The 16,711-nt window shown below is 36.9% G+C and carries 15 protein-coding genes and 1 pseudogene; 10 read left to right on the top strand and 6 right to left on the bottom strand.

Annotated elements, in window-relative coordinates; translation table 11 throughout:
- Window positions 1-91 precede the first annotated feature (91 nt).
- Both BCER98_RS18975 and BCER98_RS18970 read right to left on the bottom strand, forming a co-directional pair.
- Window positions 92-1,117: a cytochrome d ubiquinol oxidase subunit II gene (locus BCER98_RS18975; protein WP_012096208.1), complete on the bottom strand. Its 1,026-nt coding sequence runs from the start codon at window positions 1,115-1,117 to the stop codon at window positions 92-94.
- Window positions 1,110-2,465, bottom strand: a complete 1,356-nt coding sequence (locus tag BCER98_RS18970; protein WP_012096207.1) for a cytochrome ubiquinol oxidase subunit I — start codon at window positions 2,463-2,465, stop codon at window positions 1,110-1,112. The genes BCER98_RS18975 and BCER98_RS18970 overlap by 8 nt, the downstream gene beginning before the upstream one ends.
- A gap of 260 nt (window positions 2,466-2,725) precedes the next feature.
- On the opposite strand from BCER98_RS18970, the gene BCER98_RS22715 reads away from it, so the two are divergent.
- Together BCER98_RS22715 and BCER98_RS18965 are read left to right on the top strand one after the other, a co-directional pair.
- The gene (locus tag BCER98_RS22715; RefSeq protein ID WP_012096206.1) at window positions 2,726-2,866 is read left to right on the top strand and encodes a hypothetical protein; all 141 of its coding nucleotides are present in this window, start codon (window positions 2,726-2,728) and stop codon (window positions 2,864-2,866) included.
- 164 nt (window positions 2,867-3,030) lie between these two features.
- Window positions 3,031-4,113: a hypothetical protein gene (locus tag BCER98_RS18965; RefSeq protein WP_012096205.1), complete on the top strand. Its 1,083-nt coding sequence runs from the start codon at window positions 3,031-3,033 to the stop codon at window positions 4,111-4,113.
- Window positions 4,114-4,320: 207 nt separating this feature from the next.
- Here BCER98_RS18965 and BCER98_RS18960 read toward each other — a convergent pair whose 3' ends face one another.
- Window positions 4,321-5,538 carry a dicarboxylate/amino acid:cation symporter gene (locus BCER98_RS18960; protein ID WP_012096204.1) on the bottom strand — a complete coding sequence of 406 codons (1,218 nt, stop codon included), beginning with the start codon at window positions 5,536-5,538 and terminating at the stop codon, window positions 4,321-4,323.
- 199 nt (window positions 5,539-5,737) lie between these two features.
- Between BCER98_RS18960 and BCER98_RS23300 the strand changes: the two are divergent.
- From BCER98_RS23300 to BCER98_RS18925, 8 genes and pseudogenes are all read left to right on the top strand, one after another.
- Window positions 5,738-6,099, top strand: a pseudogene (locus tag BCER98_RS23300) (PTS cellobiose transporter subunit IIC); the annotation flags it as partial.
- Between the two features lie 216 nt (window positions 6,100-6,315).
- Window positions 6,316-6,630 carry a PTS lactose/cellobiose transporter subunit IIA gene (locus BCER98_RS18955; RefSeq protein ID WP_012096203.1) on the top strand — a complete coding sequence of 105 codons (315 nt, stop codon included), beginning with the start codon at window positions 6,316-6,318 and terminating at the stop codon, window positions 6,628-6,630.
- A gap of 350 nt (window positions 6,631-6,980) precedes the next feature.
- The gene (locus BCER98_RS18950) at window positions 6,981-7,283 is read left to right on the top strand and encodes a PTS sugar transporter subunit IIB (RefSeq protein WP_012096202.1); all 303 of its coding nucleotides are present in this window, start codon (window positions 6,981-6,983) and stop codon (window positions 7,281-7,283) included.
- Window positions 7,284-7,300: 17 nt separating this feature from the next.
- On the top strand, window positions 7,301-8,608 hold the full coding sequence (gene celB, locus BCER98_RS18945) for a PTS cellobiose transporter subunit IIC (RefSeq protein WP_012096201.1): 1,308 nt from the start codon (window positions 7,301-7,303) through the stop codon (window positions 8,606-8,608).
- 158 nt (window positions 8,609-8,766) lie between these two features.
- Entirely contained in the window at window positions 8,767-9,090 is a 324-nt protein-coding gene (locus BCER98_RS18940) for a PTS lactose/cellobiose transporter subunit IIA (RefSeq protein WP_041810133.1), read from the top strand.
- Between the two features lie 3 nt (window positions 9,091-9,093).
- Entirely contained in the window at window positions 9,094-10,419 is a 1,326-nt protein-coding gene (gene celF, locus BCER98_RS18935) for a 6-phospho-beta-glucosidase (RefSeq protein ID WP_012096199.1), read from the top strand.
- Window positions 10,420-10,469: 50 nt separating this feature from the next.
- Window positions 10,470-11,177 carry a chitin disaccharide deacetylase gene (gene chbG, locus BCER98_RS18930; RefSeq protein WP_012096198.1) on the top strand — a complete coding sequence of 236 codons (708 nt, stop codon included), beginning with the start codon at window positions 10,470-10,472 and terminating at the stop codon, window positions 11,175-11,177.
- 228 nt (window positions 11,178-11,405) lie between these two features.
- Complete coding sequence (locus tag BCER98_RS18925; protein ID WP_012096197.1) at window positions 11,406-11,825, top strand: CHRD domain-containing protein; 420 nt, start codon at window positions 11,406-11,408, stop codon at window positions 11,823-11,825.
- A gap of 4 nt (window positions 11,826-11,829) precedes the next feature.
- Here the strand turns inward: BCER98_RS18925 and BCER98_RS18920 are convergent, their stop codons facing one another.
- The 3 genes from BCER98_RS18920 to BCER98_RS18910 form a co-directional block, all read right to left on the bottom strand.
- The gene (locus tag BCER98_RS18920; protein ID WP_012096196.1) at window positions 11,830-14,523 is read right to left on the bottom strand and encodes a sigma 54-interacting transcriptional regulator; all 2,694 of its coding nucleotides are present in this window, start codon (window positions 14,521-14,523) and stop codon (window positions 11,830-11,832) included.
- A 102-nt stretch (window positions 14,524-14,625) separates the two neighbouring features.
- Window positions 14,626-15,363: a polysaccharide deacetylase family protein gene (locus tag BCER98_RS18915; RefSeq protein WP_012096195.1), complete on the bottom strand. Its 738-nt coding sequence runs from the start codon at window positions 15,361-15,363 to the stop codon at window positions 14,626-14,628.
- Between the two features lie 197 nt (window positions 15,364-15,560).
- Window positions 15,561-16,634 (bottom strand): glycosyltransferase family 4 protein, encoded by a 1,074-nt coding sequence (locus BCER98_RS18910; protein ID WP_012096194.1) that lies wholly within the window; start codon window positions 16,632-16,634, stop codon window positions 15,561-15,563.
- Window positions 16,635-16,711 lie beyond the last annotated feature (77 nt).

Genomic DNA, 16,711 nt, shown 5'->3' with positions numbered 1-16,711 from the left:
AGACGGTAGCAAAGGGGGCTATTGTGTTTTACAGATGAAAGAAAGAGAATAATAAGCTGAGAGTTACTTTGAAACGGTCTTTTTGCATGTCTTACTTCTCCTTTAAAAATGTTCGATCCTTTAGGAAGAGGTTCCAGAAGAAGATAAAGCCTGGAAGTAAGATTGCGATACCGATTGCATAAAGGATAAGTAAAGCATAGAATGTTTCTTTCGTTGTAAAGCTTGTGAACACGGTGATATCTGGATAAATAATATATGGTAAATGGGCTACGCCATAGGCATAACTTGCGAAAGCATATTGAGCAACGACTGCTAAAACAGCAATGCGAGGCCAACCGAGAGAATCGTGCTTTTTATTTGACCACCATAGAGAGGAATAACCGATAACAAATAAAATAATAGATATCGTGAACCATGGGAATTGTTTCATTAATCCTTGCATAAGCCAATGTGTTTCTGGATCCATGACCACAAGGGCAATGATAGCCGTAACAAGAGTAGCTGGTCCGAGTATAATGGCATTCCGTCTATAAAGACGGTATGTATCTTCTGAGCGGCGTTCTCTAGCAAAATCAGCTAGGAAAAGTGAAGATAAAAATAGCTCAGAAGTTAATCCAAATAGCATATAACAATAAATAACAGGACTGGATAAAAGTTTACTATATAAGAGAACTTCTTTGCCTCCGCTCGTTGAAATATAGGCACCTTCTGTTACTGGTAAAACAGTAATCAGTAAGGCTGGAATAAGCAATCCTGTAATACCGGAAATAAAGCGTAAAGTATGTTCATATTTCGGGACAGAATAGGCAAATACCATAAATGTACTACGAATAGAAATGAGAACTAAAATGAGTGTAACAGGTACAAACATGACGGTAGCGAGTGTAAAAGCTGCTTTAGGAAAAAAACCAAGAAAAGCAACGACAACAAATACGAGAAACGTATTCGTCACTTCCCAAGTTGGTGATAAATAACGGTTAGCAAGTTTAGCAGCAAGCGTTGGATGTTTTGCATACACCATGCCCCAAAAACCCGCTCCAAAATCAATGGAACCTAAAATACTGTATACGAAAATAAGAGCCCATAAGATGATGATGGCAATACTAGCTTCATGCATGCGAGTCTCCTCCTTGCGGGTGTAAATCATTTTTTAATGGATGTCTTTTAAAGAATGTTCGAAGTACAACAATAGTTAAAAGACCGAGTCCAATGTATAAAATAATAAATAAGATGAATAATGGTCCAACGAAATCGGCACGTGTGGCCGCGTCAACGGTCCGCTGCATGCCGTAAATAGTCCAAGGTTGTCGGCCGCTACAGCTAAAGATCCACCCAAATTCAATGCCAAGCATCATAATCGGTCCGCATGCAACAGTAGCCCATAGTAACCATTTTGGTAATTGTGCGCCTTTCTTTCGATAAATAAAGTACCAGTAAAGAAGTGCGATTACTGCAACTGCAAAAGTAAATACAGCTGAACCTACCATTAAGTTGAAAAAGGTGTGTGTATAAAATGGGGGCCATGTTTCCTGTGGGAATTCATTTAACCCTTTTACAATCGTGTTAGGATCGAGGCCAACTAATAAGCTCAGCATATTTGGAATTTCTAACGCATATCGCAGCTTATTGGTTGCGGAATCTACAAATCCACCAATCGCAAGGGGCGCATGTGATGTCGTTTCAAATAAAGCTTCTGCCGCTGCTAATTTTTCTGGTGAATGGTTATGTAAGGCAATCGCAGATTCGTGCCCAGAAATCCACATAATTGCTCCTGTTATACACGTGACGACAAGTCCTAAAAATAACCCTTTCTTATGATAGACAATTTCTCGCTTGCTCGTATTTCTTTTTAATAATTTAAAAGCCCCAATCGCCGCAATAACAGCTGCACCTGTTGCATAAGCTGTAATTACGACATGAAAGGAACTTGTGAAAAAGCTTGGGTTAAAGAAAGCTTTCCAAGGGTTTACATTGTAGACAGAACCATCTGGATTCATAGAAAATCCCGCTGGTGTATTCATCCATGTATTTGCTGATGTAATTAATACAGCGGAAGCAGTCGCACCAAGCATGACAAGAAAGAGCGAAACAAGTCTCATCATTGGAGGTAATTTATCCGCTGCGTATACGTAAATAGACATAAATAAAGCTTCTAAAAAGAAGGCGAAAATTTCAATCTGAAAGGGAACGGAAATAACTTGGCCGACAATTTTCGCGAATCCAGGCCAAAGAAGTGAAATTTGTACACCTACAATTGTTCCAGTCGGAATCGCCACGCCAAGAAGAATAGCGAAAGCTTTTGTCCAACGCTTTGCCATGATGGCATAATCGGAATCTTTTTTTAAGTGGTATAATACTTCACTGATGAAAATCATTAAAGAAAGCCCGATTCCAAGCGTTGCAAAAATGATATGGAATGCTAATGATGATCCAAAGAAAGCCCGTGATAATGTAACAGTATCCATAATTCTACTCCTCTACATTTTTGCCATTATTTTCTGATTGGATTGGTAAATTTATTCAAAAAATCTTAGAATATATCTGTATTTTAAAAAATGAATATGATAGTATTATGTTGAAAAATTCAGAAAAAAGAAAAGGAACATTTCGTTTGTGTTTTAGAACAAAATCTTTTATAATTCTTTTTGCGAACATAGGTTCTGTTTTAGGAGTCAGCTGAAGCAAATAGAGTAAAGAAGTTCATATGAAACGGAGGAGATGTTTTATGTATCCTGAGGTCATTAATAAAATGGCGTTTTCAAAAAAACATAAAGACTTGTTACTAAAATTATATAATAAAGAGATTACACGGAAAGAATATGACCATCTTGTACAATCATTATATAGACCTACAAAAAAAGCGTAAGGAAGAGCCTGTCTAAAAGTATAACTTTTGGACAGGCTTTTTTTAATAAGTATTTAGTCGGTTCACGAATATTTATCTTAATTGAAAAAATATAGTATAAAGATTTTTCGTTCATGTATGTTCCTATACAATTACGGTTAATCTGATTGAGGAGGTGAGAGAATTTGAACAAACGCCTGTACATTTGGACTGGAATAATTGTGTTATTGTTGTTGGGGGGATTAGTTTTTTTGACTGCATTCCAAGGGAACCGGACTGAGCACTTTATTTTGAGGCATATGTTTAACGAAAATGGTTCAATTGCGACATATCGGATATCTGATCCAAAAGAGGGGAAGAATGAGGCCACTGGCCGCGAAGCATTGTCAGAATCAGCGGGGCTTTGGCTACAATATGCTCTTGATCAAGATGATCAATCGTTGTTTGACGAGCAATTAAAGGTGCTTCAAAATTATTTCATACAGAAAGACTATATTGTTTTATGGAAAATTTCTGAAATGGGGAAAAAGCAATCCGCAACAAATGCACTTATTGATGATTTACGCATTATCGAGCAGTTATATCGTGCATATGATATGTATAAAGAAAAACGCTATAAGCGTCTTGCTGATCAATTGAGTGATGCTGTACTTCGTTTCAATAAAAGAGGAAAGCAGTATGTTGATTATTATGATGCGGACAATCGCATACAAAATAACTTTTTAACGACATCTTATATAAATCCACATGCTTTTTATTATATGAAGAAATATGGAAAAATTTCAGCGACGCATTATGAAGAAATCGTTCAATTTTTAGCAGATTACCCGCGACAGAATTGGGCATTTCCAAAAGAATATAAAGAAGATGGTACATTTCGATATGACAAGATTGTAAACTTAATTGATCAATCCTATGCAGCATATCACCGTAGTTTGGGAGGAATTACATCAGAGGCTTATTTTGCATTTATTAAGAAGAAATTCCAGCAAGATGGAAAGTTATACGGTCGTTATCATTTAGAAACAGGAGAGCCAGCAGTTGACTATGAATCACCAGCTGTATATGGATTAACAATTTTATATGTATTGAAAACAGGGGACATAGAGTTTGCGAAAACATTGTATGCGCGGATGAATGAATTTCGAAATGATAGTGTATTCAGCAGATTTTACGGTGGCTATGTAACCGGAAAAGATAACAATACTCATATTTTTGATAATATATTACCGCTCTTGGCTGAGACGGAATTGAATAAGAAGAAGTAAAAAACAATGCCATCTTCATCTGAAAAGATGGTATTGTTTTTCTTTTTATTACCTTGATTTATTGTATATAATAAGGAGCTTTGCAGTACTTTAAACGCGGGAAGCATTTTATATGATGACGTTCATCTTCTTTTCAATAGATGAGATGATGTGAAGGGCAAACAACAGAAAAGCAGAGGCCTGCTGCCTCTGCTTTTTTGTGAAATATTATGCGAATTTATTTTTTATCCAATTCTTTCCTTCAACAAGACGAGCTGTCATTACGGCACAAGCGTTATCTGCTGTTACGTTTAACATTGTTGCTGGTGGATCGATGATTGTACTAATTGCCGCAATAATTGGAAGAGCTTCTGGTGGAAAGCCGTATAGAGAAATAATTAACATTTCACCAATCATACCGCCACCAGGAATTGCGCCCATTACGGTTCCTACTAATAGGGAAACAACAAGTGCAATCGCTAATGTCTTTGGACTTGAGAAGTCCATATTGAAAATCCCAAATAAGAACGAGATTTTTAACACACCACCTAAAACAGAGCCATCTTTATGAAGTGTAGAGCCAAGAAGGACAACTGTTTCACGAACATCAGAAGAAATTCCCATTTTTTTCGTGGCTTCTAGGTTTGCTGGAATACTTGCGGCACTACTACAAGTTGCAAGTGATGTCACTGTAGGAGAGACCATGTTCTTCCAAAAGATTTGTACGCCTTGTTTGCGGCCTGCAAGGTAGGCATAAAATGTAAATGCAATAAAGAAATACACGAAAGATGATGGATAATATACCATCGCAGCGCGGAAATATGTTCCGAGAAGCTGCGGTCCAAATTCACCAACTAATGCGGCAAAGTAAGCTCCAAGTCCAATTGGAGCGTAATACATAATGAAAGATACGACTTTCATTGAGATTTCAGCACCAGCTTGTAAGAATGTTGCAAATGGTTTTCCTTTTTCACCAACCGCTGAAGTTGCAATCCCCATTAAAATAGAGAAGAAAATAAGAGCTAACATATTTTCGCGAGATAGCAACTTAGAAAAGTCTGATACTGTAAGAATACCAACGATTTGCTCAGCAACACTAGCCCCTTTTTCAACTTTATCAGGCTGCGTTAGTTCTAATACAACACCTTGTGCAGGTGGGAAGATTTTCACAACAATAATCATAAAAATTGCAGCGATAATACTTGTAAATAAGAAAGTCCCAGCCATGCTAGATATAATTTTTCCAAAGCGTTTTAAACCATCCATATTGGCAATCGATGATGCGATACTAAAGAACACAAGAGGTACCACAATCGTAAACATTAAGTTTAAGAAAATGTCACCAAGCGGCTTTAAAGCAACCGCATCAGTGCCCATGAAATACCCAATGAAGCCACCAATTAGGATGGAAGATAATAAAATAATGGGAAAGCGATAAGCTTTCATATTTATACCCTCCTATCAAATAAAAAATCATACTGAACTATTATAGCGAGTTGCAGCTCTCTTTACTAGGAAAATACAGATAGATAGAATAGCGTGAAAACAGGGAAATTTTTGTTTTTATGCTTGGTATAACGTATGAACTCTTGACAGATATCTTGGTAAGCTAGTAGCTACTTAGATTTATCATAAGAAAGAAGCACTTCCAAGATACAATGAGTTTATAGTAAATTGATTCGGAGAAAATTGGCAAAAAGCATTAGGGTATCCAGTTGGAGTAACATTTAATATAATGTCTTTAATAGAAAGTGTTGGAATCGCTTACATTCCAAGCGAGTAGTATAAAGTAGATGCGCTGGCGGCAGGGGCATGATCACTTACTTTTTTTACTCGCAACGCCGCATTAGGTGACACATATTATATCTTATGCGCAAGAGAGCATAATTCCTACGGCGTTAATGGGGAGCCAAAGGTTACTTTAAAATGCCAGAAACAGTTCCGTCAGTTGTTATATGATCATTTGCAGCGCTTGCTTCAGATTTTGGTTTAGAACAAACAAGTTTCTGAAGCCTTCATAATATAGTAGGAGAGGCTTTGCAATAGAGTAGGGAAATTGTGGCGAGACCGAGCGGTGCAGTTGTACCGTGGACGACACTGATTCTTTTTAGCGGTTGTCTTACGAATTGTGAACTTTGTACTCGCGTTTTTCATTGATTTGTCGTTCTTGAACATGTGAGACAAACAAAAAATAGCTGAAGAAAAGGGGAGTAGGGAATTCAAATGGATACGTTAGAAACGCAAGCTTTTCATTTAATTTTACACGGAGGAAATGCAAGAAGTTATGCGATGGAAGCAATCAGTCATGCTAAGCATGGAGAATTTGAGGAGGCAGAAGCTAACATACAAAAGGCGCTTCAAGAGTTACAGAAAGCTCATAGCTTACAGACAGATTTAATTCAAAGAGAAGCTGGCGGAGATCAAACAAAGGTTACATTGCTTATGGTTCATGCACAAGATCATTTAATGAATGCGATTACAGTGAAAGAATTAGCTAGTGAGTTTATTGCATTATATAAGAAAATAGCGGAAGAATAGAAAAAACCTGTGCTTTTGGCACAGGTTTTTCTGTTTCCTCTTCGCAATATCAAATATATCGGCGATTCTCCCCCATTTATCGGCGCAAGTTAAAATATATCGGCGGTTCGACACGAGATATCGACCAGTCGACAAATTTCATATCATACCGTTATGTGTTAAAAGTGTGTTATCTCACAACACACTATCCATATTTTGGCGACACACTAATTGAAAGCGGTAACACACAATGGAAATACATATAAAAAGTGTTGATTTTTATATGTTTATAAAAGTTGGCACGAGAATTGCATAAATAAAAGACGTAAAGAAAAATAAAAAATAATTTACAACTATAGGAGGACTTATTTATGAATATTTTACTTTGCTGTTCAGCAGGAATGTCTACAAGTTTACTAGTTACAAAAATGGAAGCCGCTGCAAAAGCTCGTGGTCTAGAAGGAAAAATTTGGGCTGTATCCGGTGATGCAGTAAAAAACAACATTGATGAAGCAGATGTATTATTACTGGGACCGCAAGTTCGATACATGCTATCTTCTTTGAAATCGCTTGCAGATGAAAAGAATGTTGGAATCGATGTAATTAATCCAATGCACTACGGCATGATGAATGGAGAAGCAGTATTAGATCAAGCGTTAACACTTAAAAAATAATTAGGGAGGGAAATGAAATGCAAAAGTTTATTGCATTTATGGAGAAGTATATTGTTCCAGTTGCTGGTAGAATCGGATCGCAACGCCATTTAGCAGCGATTCGTGATGGATTTATTGCGGTTATGCCATTGATTTTAGTGGGGGCGCTTGCATCACTTGTGAATGGTTTTCCATCTGAAGTTTTCCAAAATTTTATGAAAGATACATTTGGTGAAGTTTGGAAAGATGTTGGGGGCGGAATGTGGACTGGTTCATTTGCAATTTTGGCGCTGAGTGTAGCATTTACGACAGCTTATAACTTAGGGAAATCTTATAATGTGGATGGATTGTCAGCAGGTCTTATCTCATTTTGTTCTTTAATTATTCTGACTCCCGTAACTCCAAAAGAAGGCGGTTTGAACTTCCTTTGGACAGGTACTCAAGGTTTATTCGTAGCAATTATTGTTGCACTTCTTGTAACGGAAGTATTTCGCTTCTTTGTACAAAGAGAAATCACTCTTAAAATGCCAGATGGGGTACCACCAGCGGTTATTCGTTCTTTTGCCGCATTAGTTCCAGCATTTGTTATTTTAACAGTTGTATCATTTATTGCATTAGCAGTGAAATTAGCAGGTACAAGTGTTCATGAGTTCATCTTCCATACACTTCAAGTACCATTACAAAACTTAGCAGGTTCATTACCAAGTGCAATTATTGTTGTTTTATTTGTTCATGTACTTTGGTTCTTTGGATTACATGGCCCAAATATTGTGGCAGGTATTATTGAGCCATTGTATTTACCGGCATTAGAGGAAAATGTTAAATTATTCCGAGATGGCGTATCTGCTTTTGATGTTCCGAACATTGTTACAAAGTCATTCTTTGATACTTTCGTATATCTTGGTGGTTCCGGAGCAACATTAGCATTCTTAGTTGTTGTACTAATTGTCGCAAAAAGCGCACAATTACGTGGTGTATCTCGTCTGTCAATTGGACCGGGTGCATTTAATATTAACGAACCAGTTATTTTTGGTACACCAATTATTTTAAATCCAATTTTGTTCGTTCCGTTTATTGTTACACCAATTGTACTTGTTATTACTTCTTATACAGCTATTTATTTCGGATGGGTACCAAAAACAGTTACAATTATTCCTTGGGCAACACCACCAGTTATTAGTGGTTACCTTGTAACAGGGGGACATATTTCTGGTGCAATTCTACAATTATTTAACTTTGTTCTTGCGATGGTGATTTACTACCCATTCGTTGTATTATGCGATCGCTCTGTTGTACGCACTGAAAAGGCAGCAGCGCAAGGAAACGATCAATCTGTACCTATGTAATCATGATTGTTCTCACAGGTTCATATAGTCTGTGAGAACAATTACTTTCTAAACAAGAAAACATCTGGAAGAACATTAAAATAAAATAATAACAATGTAATAGAGAGGTTCAAGCTGAAAGGGTGTCAAGCTTGAATGAAATAGAGAGGGCGGTAATGATGATGACTACAGCAGAACAAATTCCATTTCAATTAATTTTACACAGCGGAAATGCAAGAAGTTATGCAATGGAAGCATTGCAATATGCAAAGCGAGGAGATTTACAAGCGGCAGATGAGGCAATGGGGAGAGCGAAAGAAGCGATTAATGAAGCACATCATTTTCAAACAGAACTCATACAATCAGAAGCAAGAGGGGAAAAAACAGAGATTAGTGTCCTTTTAATTCATGCACAAGATCATTTAATGAATGCAATTACAGTAAAAGAATTAGCAACAGAATTTATTGATCTATATAAAAAGCTAGATGCGAAGGGGGAGTAAAGTATGGAAGGAATTAAAATTGCTACAATTGGTGGTGGCTCTAGTTATACACCAGAGTTAATAGAAGGATTTATTAAAAGGTATGATGAATTGCCAGTTCGTGAAATTTGGTTAGTTGATATTGAGGCTGGAAAAGAAAAGTTAGAAATTGTTGGTAATTTGGCGAAACGAATGGTGAAAAAAGCTGGCTTACCAATTGATATTCATCTTACATTAGATCGCCGTGCAGCATTAAAAGATGCAGACTTTGTTACAACGCAGCTCCGCGTTGGTTTATTAGAAGCGCGCGCAAAGGATGAAGCAATTCCGTTAAAATATGATGTAATCGGTCAGGAAACAAATGGCCCTGGTGGTCTATTTAAAGCGTTGAGAACGATTCCTGTTATTTTAGATATTTGTAAAGATATGGAGGAGCTTTGTCCAAATGCTTGGTTAATCAACTTTACAAATCCAGCAGGCATGGTAACGGAAGCTGTGCTTCGTTATACAAATATTGAAAAGGTAGTTGGACTATGTAACGTTCCAATCGGCATTCGTATGGGTCTTGCAAAACTTCTTGAAGTGGATGCAAGCCGTGTACAAGTTGATTTCGCAGGTTTAAATCATATGGTTTACGGATTAGATGTGTATTTAGATGGGGTAAGTGTGATGGATCGTGTGTTAGAACTTGTAACGGATCCAGAAAACCAAATTACGATGGAAAATATCGCTGCTCTTGATTGGGAGCCAGATTTTATTCGTGCACTGCGTGCGATTCCATGTCCATACCATCGCTACTATTATAAAACACGTGAAATGTTAGAAGAAGAAAAACAGGCTTCTTTAGAAAAAGGAACACGTGCAGAAGTGGTGAAACAATTAGAAGCAGATTTATTTGAACTATATAAAGATCCAAACCTAGATATTAAACCACCGCAATTAGAAAAAAGAGGCGGCGCGTATTATAGTGATGCGGCATGTAGTTTAATTACATCTATTTACAATAATAAAGGTGATATTCAGCCTGTAAATACGAGAAATAACGGTGCAATCGCAAGCTTACCGCACGATTCTGCTGTTGAAGTAAACTGCATCATTACAAAGGATGGCCCAAAACCAGTGACGGTCGGTGACTTACCAGTTCCAGTTCGCGGTTTAGTACAGCAAATTAAATCCTTTGAACGTACAACAATTGAAGCAGCTGTTACAGGGGATTATCATAAAGCACTGCTTGCAATGACAATTAACCCACTTGTACCATCAGATAAATTGGCAAAACAAATTTTAGATGAAATGTTGGAAGCGCATAAAGAACATCTTCCGCAGTTCTTTAAAAAAATAGAGAAATAAAAGCGGTGCTTACTAAGCCCGCTTTTTTTCTTGAATCAGGAGGGGACAGGATGATTCAATTAATTGTAAACGCAGATGACTTCGGTCTTTCAGAAGGGACAAATTACGGGATTATTCATGGTCATATAAATGGAATTGTGAATTCAACAACAATGATGATGAACATGCCAGCAGTAGAGCATGCGGTTCGTTTAGCAAATGAATATCCATCATTAGGAGTAGGGGTACATCTCGTTTTAACTGCTGGAAAGCCGCTCCTTACGAACGTTCCATCCCTCGTAGATGAAAAAACGGGATTATTTCATAAGCAAAGTATTGTAAGAGAAGAGAAATTTAATCCAAAAGAGGTTGAGAGAGAATGGACTGCCCAAATTGAAAAGTTTTTATCATTTGGATTACGACTCACGCATCTAGATAGTCATCATCATATACAGAGTTTGCCCCTCTTACATGATGTCATGAAGCGATTGGCAGCTAAATATAACGTGCCCGTTCGGCGCTGCGAAGGGGAAAGAGCGGTGTTTCCATTTTCAGATGTGTTTTTTTGTGACTTTTATAGCGCTGGTGTGCAGAAAGAATATTTTCTAAAATTAAAAGAACGTGTGAAAGATGAGCAAACTGTGGAAGTTATGGTACATCCAGCCTATATTGATCCGGAGCTGATGAAGCGATCTTCTTACGTGATGGACCGCGTAAAAGAACTGCAAATTTTAACGGAGACTCGCTTACCAGAAGGAATAGAGCTTGTAAAATTTTAAGAATGAAAAAAGGCGGCTTCATAAAAGAAGTCGTCTTTTTTCAAAGGATTATCTAAAGAAAATGAAAATTTAAGTGCGTGATATAAGGCGGGTCGTTGCTTTGTAAAGGTTTTATAAATGCATGAAACGGGGAATGCAAGGGAAAAGGTCATAATTGATTATGCCTTAGCAATAAATTAGTTACAGGAGTGTATCAAGTAAATTTTATATAAGGAGAATGTTGCGTGTATGACAAAACATTTCTTTGCTAGATTAAAAGGAGAGAGGGAAGTCCCCCCTGTAAATACGAACGCTTATGGTGTAGTCGAGCTTATTTTTAATAGTGACTTAACGAAAATCCATTATAGAGTAATAATAAAGGAAATAGAGAAAGTGACATCATGTCAAATCCATCTCGGAAGAAAGAATCAAGTGGGGCCAGAAGTTTTGTTTTTATATGGACCGGTGAAGCATGGGATAAGTGTAGATCAAGGAATTGTTAAAGGAGCATTAACGACTGAAGATTTAGAAGGGCCTTTACAAAGACAGACATTTGAGCAGCTTTTGAAAGAAATCGAACGTGCAAATGCATATGTGAATGTTTGTACGGAAACCTTTAAAAAAGGGGAGATACGCGGAAGAATAAGAAAGATTAAGAAACGCCCGTGAAGTTTCACGGGCTTTCGTTTGTTTCATGATCTTTTTGCGGTTGATTCTTGATGAAGAAGTCCATCACATAAAATACTTCATCATCTGGAATGTTTACTGTAAATGTATTTTCAATTGGTTGCAGCGCTTTTTTTACTTTCATGTACATCCAGTATTGATCTTGGCGACGAGTTTCTCGATCTGGATAAGGAAGGAGACTCTCTCCTTTTTGAAGACGGTCAATCATACAGCTCATATGTAGGATGACGCCCATTAGGCTATCGGGATTTAGCTGTAAGGAGGTGAGCTCTTGAATTGTATTTAATGTATAACGAATCGTCTTAATCATGAGTGCTCCGTCATCTCGCTGCATTTGTTGTCCGAGAATATCAGCCATTTTAGCGTATGTTTCTTCATACGTAATAAGTTCTTGAATTGGCTGAATGGCTTTATAGTTTACGATATCTTGGAAATGGTAAGTTAAGCATGGTACTTGCACATCGAAATTGGTCACAATACAAATGATATTTCGTTCCTTTTTTATATTCTCAAGCATCTTTGTTAAATCTTTTTGATGAACGATGCTAATGGGGATAATTTCAATTAAATTTTTATCAAAGCGCAAATAATTTTCAAGCATCTTTTGAATAGCAAGCGCGCTTCCTTCGCCAGTTAGGCAGGCCGTTAAAATAACGGATTTCATTGGAGATAGTGGTTTTTTCTTTTCTTCGTGTACGTGTAAATAAAAAGGTGTTAAATTTTTTACGGTTTCATATAAAGCATCCAATGAATAGCCGAGCTGGGCCTTTCGAGCGGCTTCTAATACATGCGGTGTACTCGTCATAGAAAGGACGCGAACTGGAATTTGAAATTCAGTTTCTAATATATCCCCTATATAAGCGAGCGATCCCATATCTACAAGTAAGAGAAGTCCGTTTATATGTTCAAGTGTTCGCATATAGACTTTCACGCGCTCTAAAAAGCTTTTTGGCGATTCGTGTAGCGGCATATCGATGCCAGTTACTTCATGCATACCAAGAAGTTCATTGGCGACATTAGCCATTTCAGTTGCAATACCATTTCCGTGAGCTAAAATTAAGACTTTTACTTCTGCTTGTGAGGCAGGAAGTGGATCAACAACGAAAAACATTGTTAAAAATCCAGCTTCGTCAATTGGCATCGTGATTTGTAATTCGTCTTCTAAAACTTGAAGGCACTTCATTGCTACAGAGAAAGCTTCTTTATATTTTGTTCGAATTTGGTTTAGCTGTGGGTGATGGATTTGTTTCCCACTTCGTATCCGTTGTAAAGTTGTCTGTACATGCAAATTTAAAGCAAGAAATACCTTTTCATCAAAAGTCTTAGATAAGTGTTTTTCTACTAGTGAGGCAATTTTTTCACATACAGAAACAATGCAATGGTCCACAATTTTAAATACATTTTCATGATTGGTTGTTTTAGACATTTGATGAAAATATTGAACGAAGAAGCTTTGAATATCATTTTCAATGAGCAGCTCTAGTTCAGCTTCTTCAATACCTTGAGCTTGAAGTTCTTCATATTTATGATCGATGTACTCATAAATAGATGTACGTTGATTGTCTAGTTCGTGCTTGCTCCACCCTTTATCACTTGTAAATAAAAACGTTTCATTTGGCACTTGGTATAAGTGACGGCTTTTTCTTTCAATAAAGAGCCCTTCTTTTATATACCATGGCAAATCGGTACTCGAGACGCGGACAGATTCTCGTTTTTTTGTTACAAAATCAGAATAGGCTTTTGCACATGCGATTTGGACGTCTGCTTTCAATTGTCCGATATTATTTGGACATTGATAAAAGACGAGAGCGCGCATTGCATTTGGACTAACATGTATGTTTTTTCTGAGACGAATGGCTTCATTTGTAAAAAAAAGCTGTAAAAGTGTAAAGCGTTCTTCATATGTTCGTTCGCGAAGCGGTGGCAATGTGATAGTCATTGGAATTCGTCTTGTAAATGTTTTTAATAAAAATGAATTTGGTTCTTCTGTTGTTGCTGCAATAATTAATACTTTTGCCTTACGTTCATTTTCTGTTTCGCCAAGGCGACGATAGACACCACGATCGATAAACGTGAAGAGCATTTCTTGTCCTTCTGGCGGAAGACGATGTACTTCATCTAAAAATAAAATGCCTTCATGGGCCTTTTCAATTAATCCTTTTTGCTCATTTGCACCAGTGTAAGCACCCTTTTTGATTCCGAAGAGTTGTCCAAGTAAAAGCTGTGGATTATTCGCATAGTCAGCACAGTTAAAAATAATAAAGGGTGCGTCTTTTTGCAGTTGATTGACTTCAATTGCGTATTCGTGCATTAAGGAGGCAAACATAGATTTTCCAACACCTGTTTCTCCAAGTAGTAATGTATGCATACCATTTGGCGGATAGAGTACGGCAGCTTTTGCTTTTTCAATTGCAATTTTAAGACTTGTGTTTTCTTTTGCGAAATTGTCAAGTGCGGTGCTACCCGTTGAAGGCGTTTCCAATAGATGATTTAACTCTATATAGAAACGAACAGGTCTTGTATTTGTTTTACATAATCGTCCATCTTTCACGAGTTTATTTAAATCGCTGCTCACATTTGCACGGTCTAGCTGTAAAAGTGTAGCCAAATCAGATGCTGTTACACCCTCTGTGTAATGCCCCTTCTGTATTGCATCATAGATGAGGTCAATTCGTTTCATTTTTCTTCACCTCGAAACTTCATCACTATTTAAAATTGTACACAAAAATGAGAAGGGTGGAAAGAGAAAAAACAAACAGCTCTAGTATATATACTAAAGCTGTTACAATCTTGTGTCTTTCCAAAAGTTTACCTCTACATGGGAGGAGGGACTATAAGAAAGAAGTGTATAGCCCTTTGATTGAAGATAATCAATTACTTTAGGAAGGATTTGTACGGTGACACTTGAATCATGCATTAAAATTACTTCTACTGGTTCGTCACTTTGGTTCATCACACGTTCTAGAACCGCAGAAGGATTATTGTAGCTTTTCCAATCATATGTATCAATGGTCCAATCCCACAATTTATAATGAGCAGAAACGAGTGCATCTCGATAGTTCTTTTTTAAATATGGCATGCTGCCATAAGGAACACGAACGAGACGGGAGTTTAACTTTGTTACTTGCTGGACAATTTTTTGGGCTTGCATCATTTCAGAAATTAAAATGGATGGATCTCCAGTATATAGACGTTTTGCATCATGGGACATACTATGGAGTCCGATGTAATGTCCCTCCCTAATTAAACGTTTCGTTGTTTGGGGATAACGAGATACTCTTCCACCAATAACAAAGAAGGTAGCTTTTGCATTTTTTTGTTTTAAGATGTTTAAAATTTGTGATGTATATTTGTTTGGTCCATCATCAAATGTTAAGTACGCAATTTTTTGTGGAAGTGCAGCAGTCTGGATAGTAGAACGATGTTCAACTAGAGAGTTCGTCGCTGCTTCAATATAAGATGCTGTACATATCATCATAGCTAAAAGTATTATTATACATTGACATACTCGCTTCATCATCATACTCACCCTCAGTTTCGCAATCAAAGATGCAAGAAGGAATAGAGAGGTTCTTCTCATAATCTTCTTTATATGTATATTTTTATCCAATCTATTCACTCTCAAACGAAGTATATTTTGGAAATAAAAATAGCATCCTCTCTTAAAAAGAAAGGATGCTATTTGAATATTTCGTAGTAATAAAGGCAATACTATTATTATTCTTCACGTTTTTTCACTTTTTTATAAAAGGAAATAATTGGTTTATATCGTTCGTGCACAAGACCAATTATTTCAGCGACGATTTCAGTAAAGAAAATCAAAGCGAATAAAAGAATAATCGATAACCATAATGTTGCGCTCGTGAAGATAATGGCATTTACGCTAAAGAAAATGCCAAATGCATAAATGATGAGTACCGTTGTTCGATGCGAGAATCCCATCGCTAATAGACGGTGATGTAAATGCGATTTATCTGGCGCAGAAATTGGTTTTTTATTTACAATACGTCTAATAATCGCAAATGCCGTATCGAAAACAGGAACACCTAAAATGATAATAGGAACAATGAAACTGAATAACGTTACGCTTTTGTATAGTCCAAGTAATGATATAACAGAAATGCAATATCCTAAAAATAGTGCACCTGTATCTCCCATAAAGATTTTTGCTGGATGGAAGTTGTAGAACAAAAAGCCAATTGTACTTGCAAGCGCGATAAGTGCTAATGGTAAGATGATGACTGCCCCAGTTCCCATTGGACTGGTAAAGGCCATATATGCCAATGTTGCAAGAACAATGGAGGAAATACCAGCTGATAAGCCATCTAATCCATCAATTAAATTGATCGCGTTTGTAATACCGACAATCCAAAATACGGTAATTGGATATGCAAGTAGTCCAAGTTCTGTATCTCCTAAGAATGGAATATAAAGGACTTGGATTAACAGTTGACTCTTTGCAATTAGTATTGCAACTAATAGTTGTCCACCGAATTTTACTTTTGCTGATAATTCATACATATCATCTAAAATCCCAATGATAACGATGATAACAGCACCTAAAGTTATTGATAGCATTCTCTGCTCATATAATCCACTAACAATAAATCCTACAGCTACACCAATGAAGATTGCCAGTCCACCGAGACGAGGCATAATTTTTTGGTGTACTTTACGTGCGTTTGGCTTATCTGTTGCTCCAATTTTAAAAGCTAATTTGATAACGAACGGAGTGACTACGAGTACAGTAATGAAAGATGCCAAAACTGCATAAATCACTTGTGAGTTCATTAATACCCCACCTTTGATAATTTAACTTAATTTCTAAATGTTTTATCTGAAAATTATGATGTTTGTTTGCAGGCTCA

The sequence above is a fragment of the Bacillus cytotoxicus NVH 391-98 genome (assembly GCF_000017425.1).
GTDB lineage: Bacteria > Bacillota > Bacilli > Bacillales > Bacillaceae_G > Bacillus_A > Bacillus_A cytotoxicus.
The sequence above is the reverse complement of the archived record's forward strand: the minus strand, read 5'-3'. Positions and strand labels throughout refer to the sequence as shown.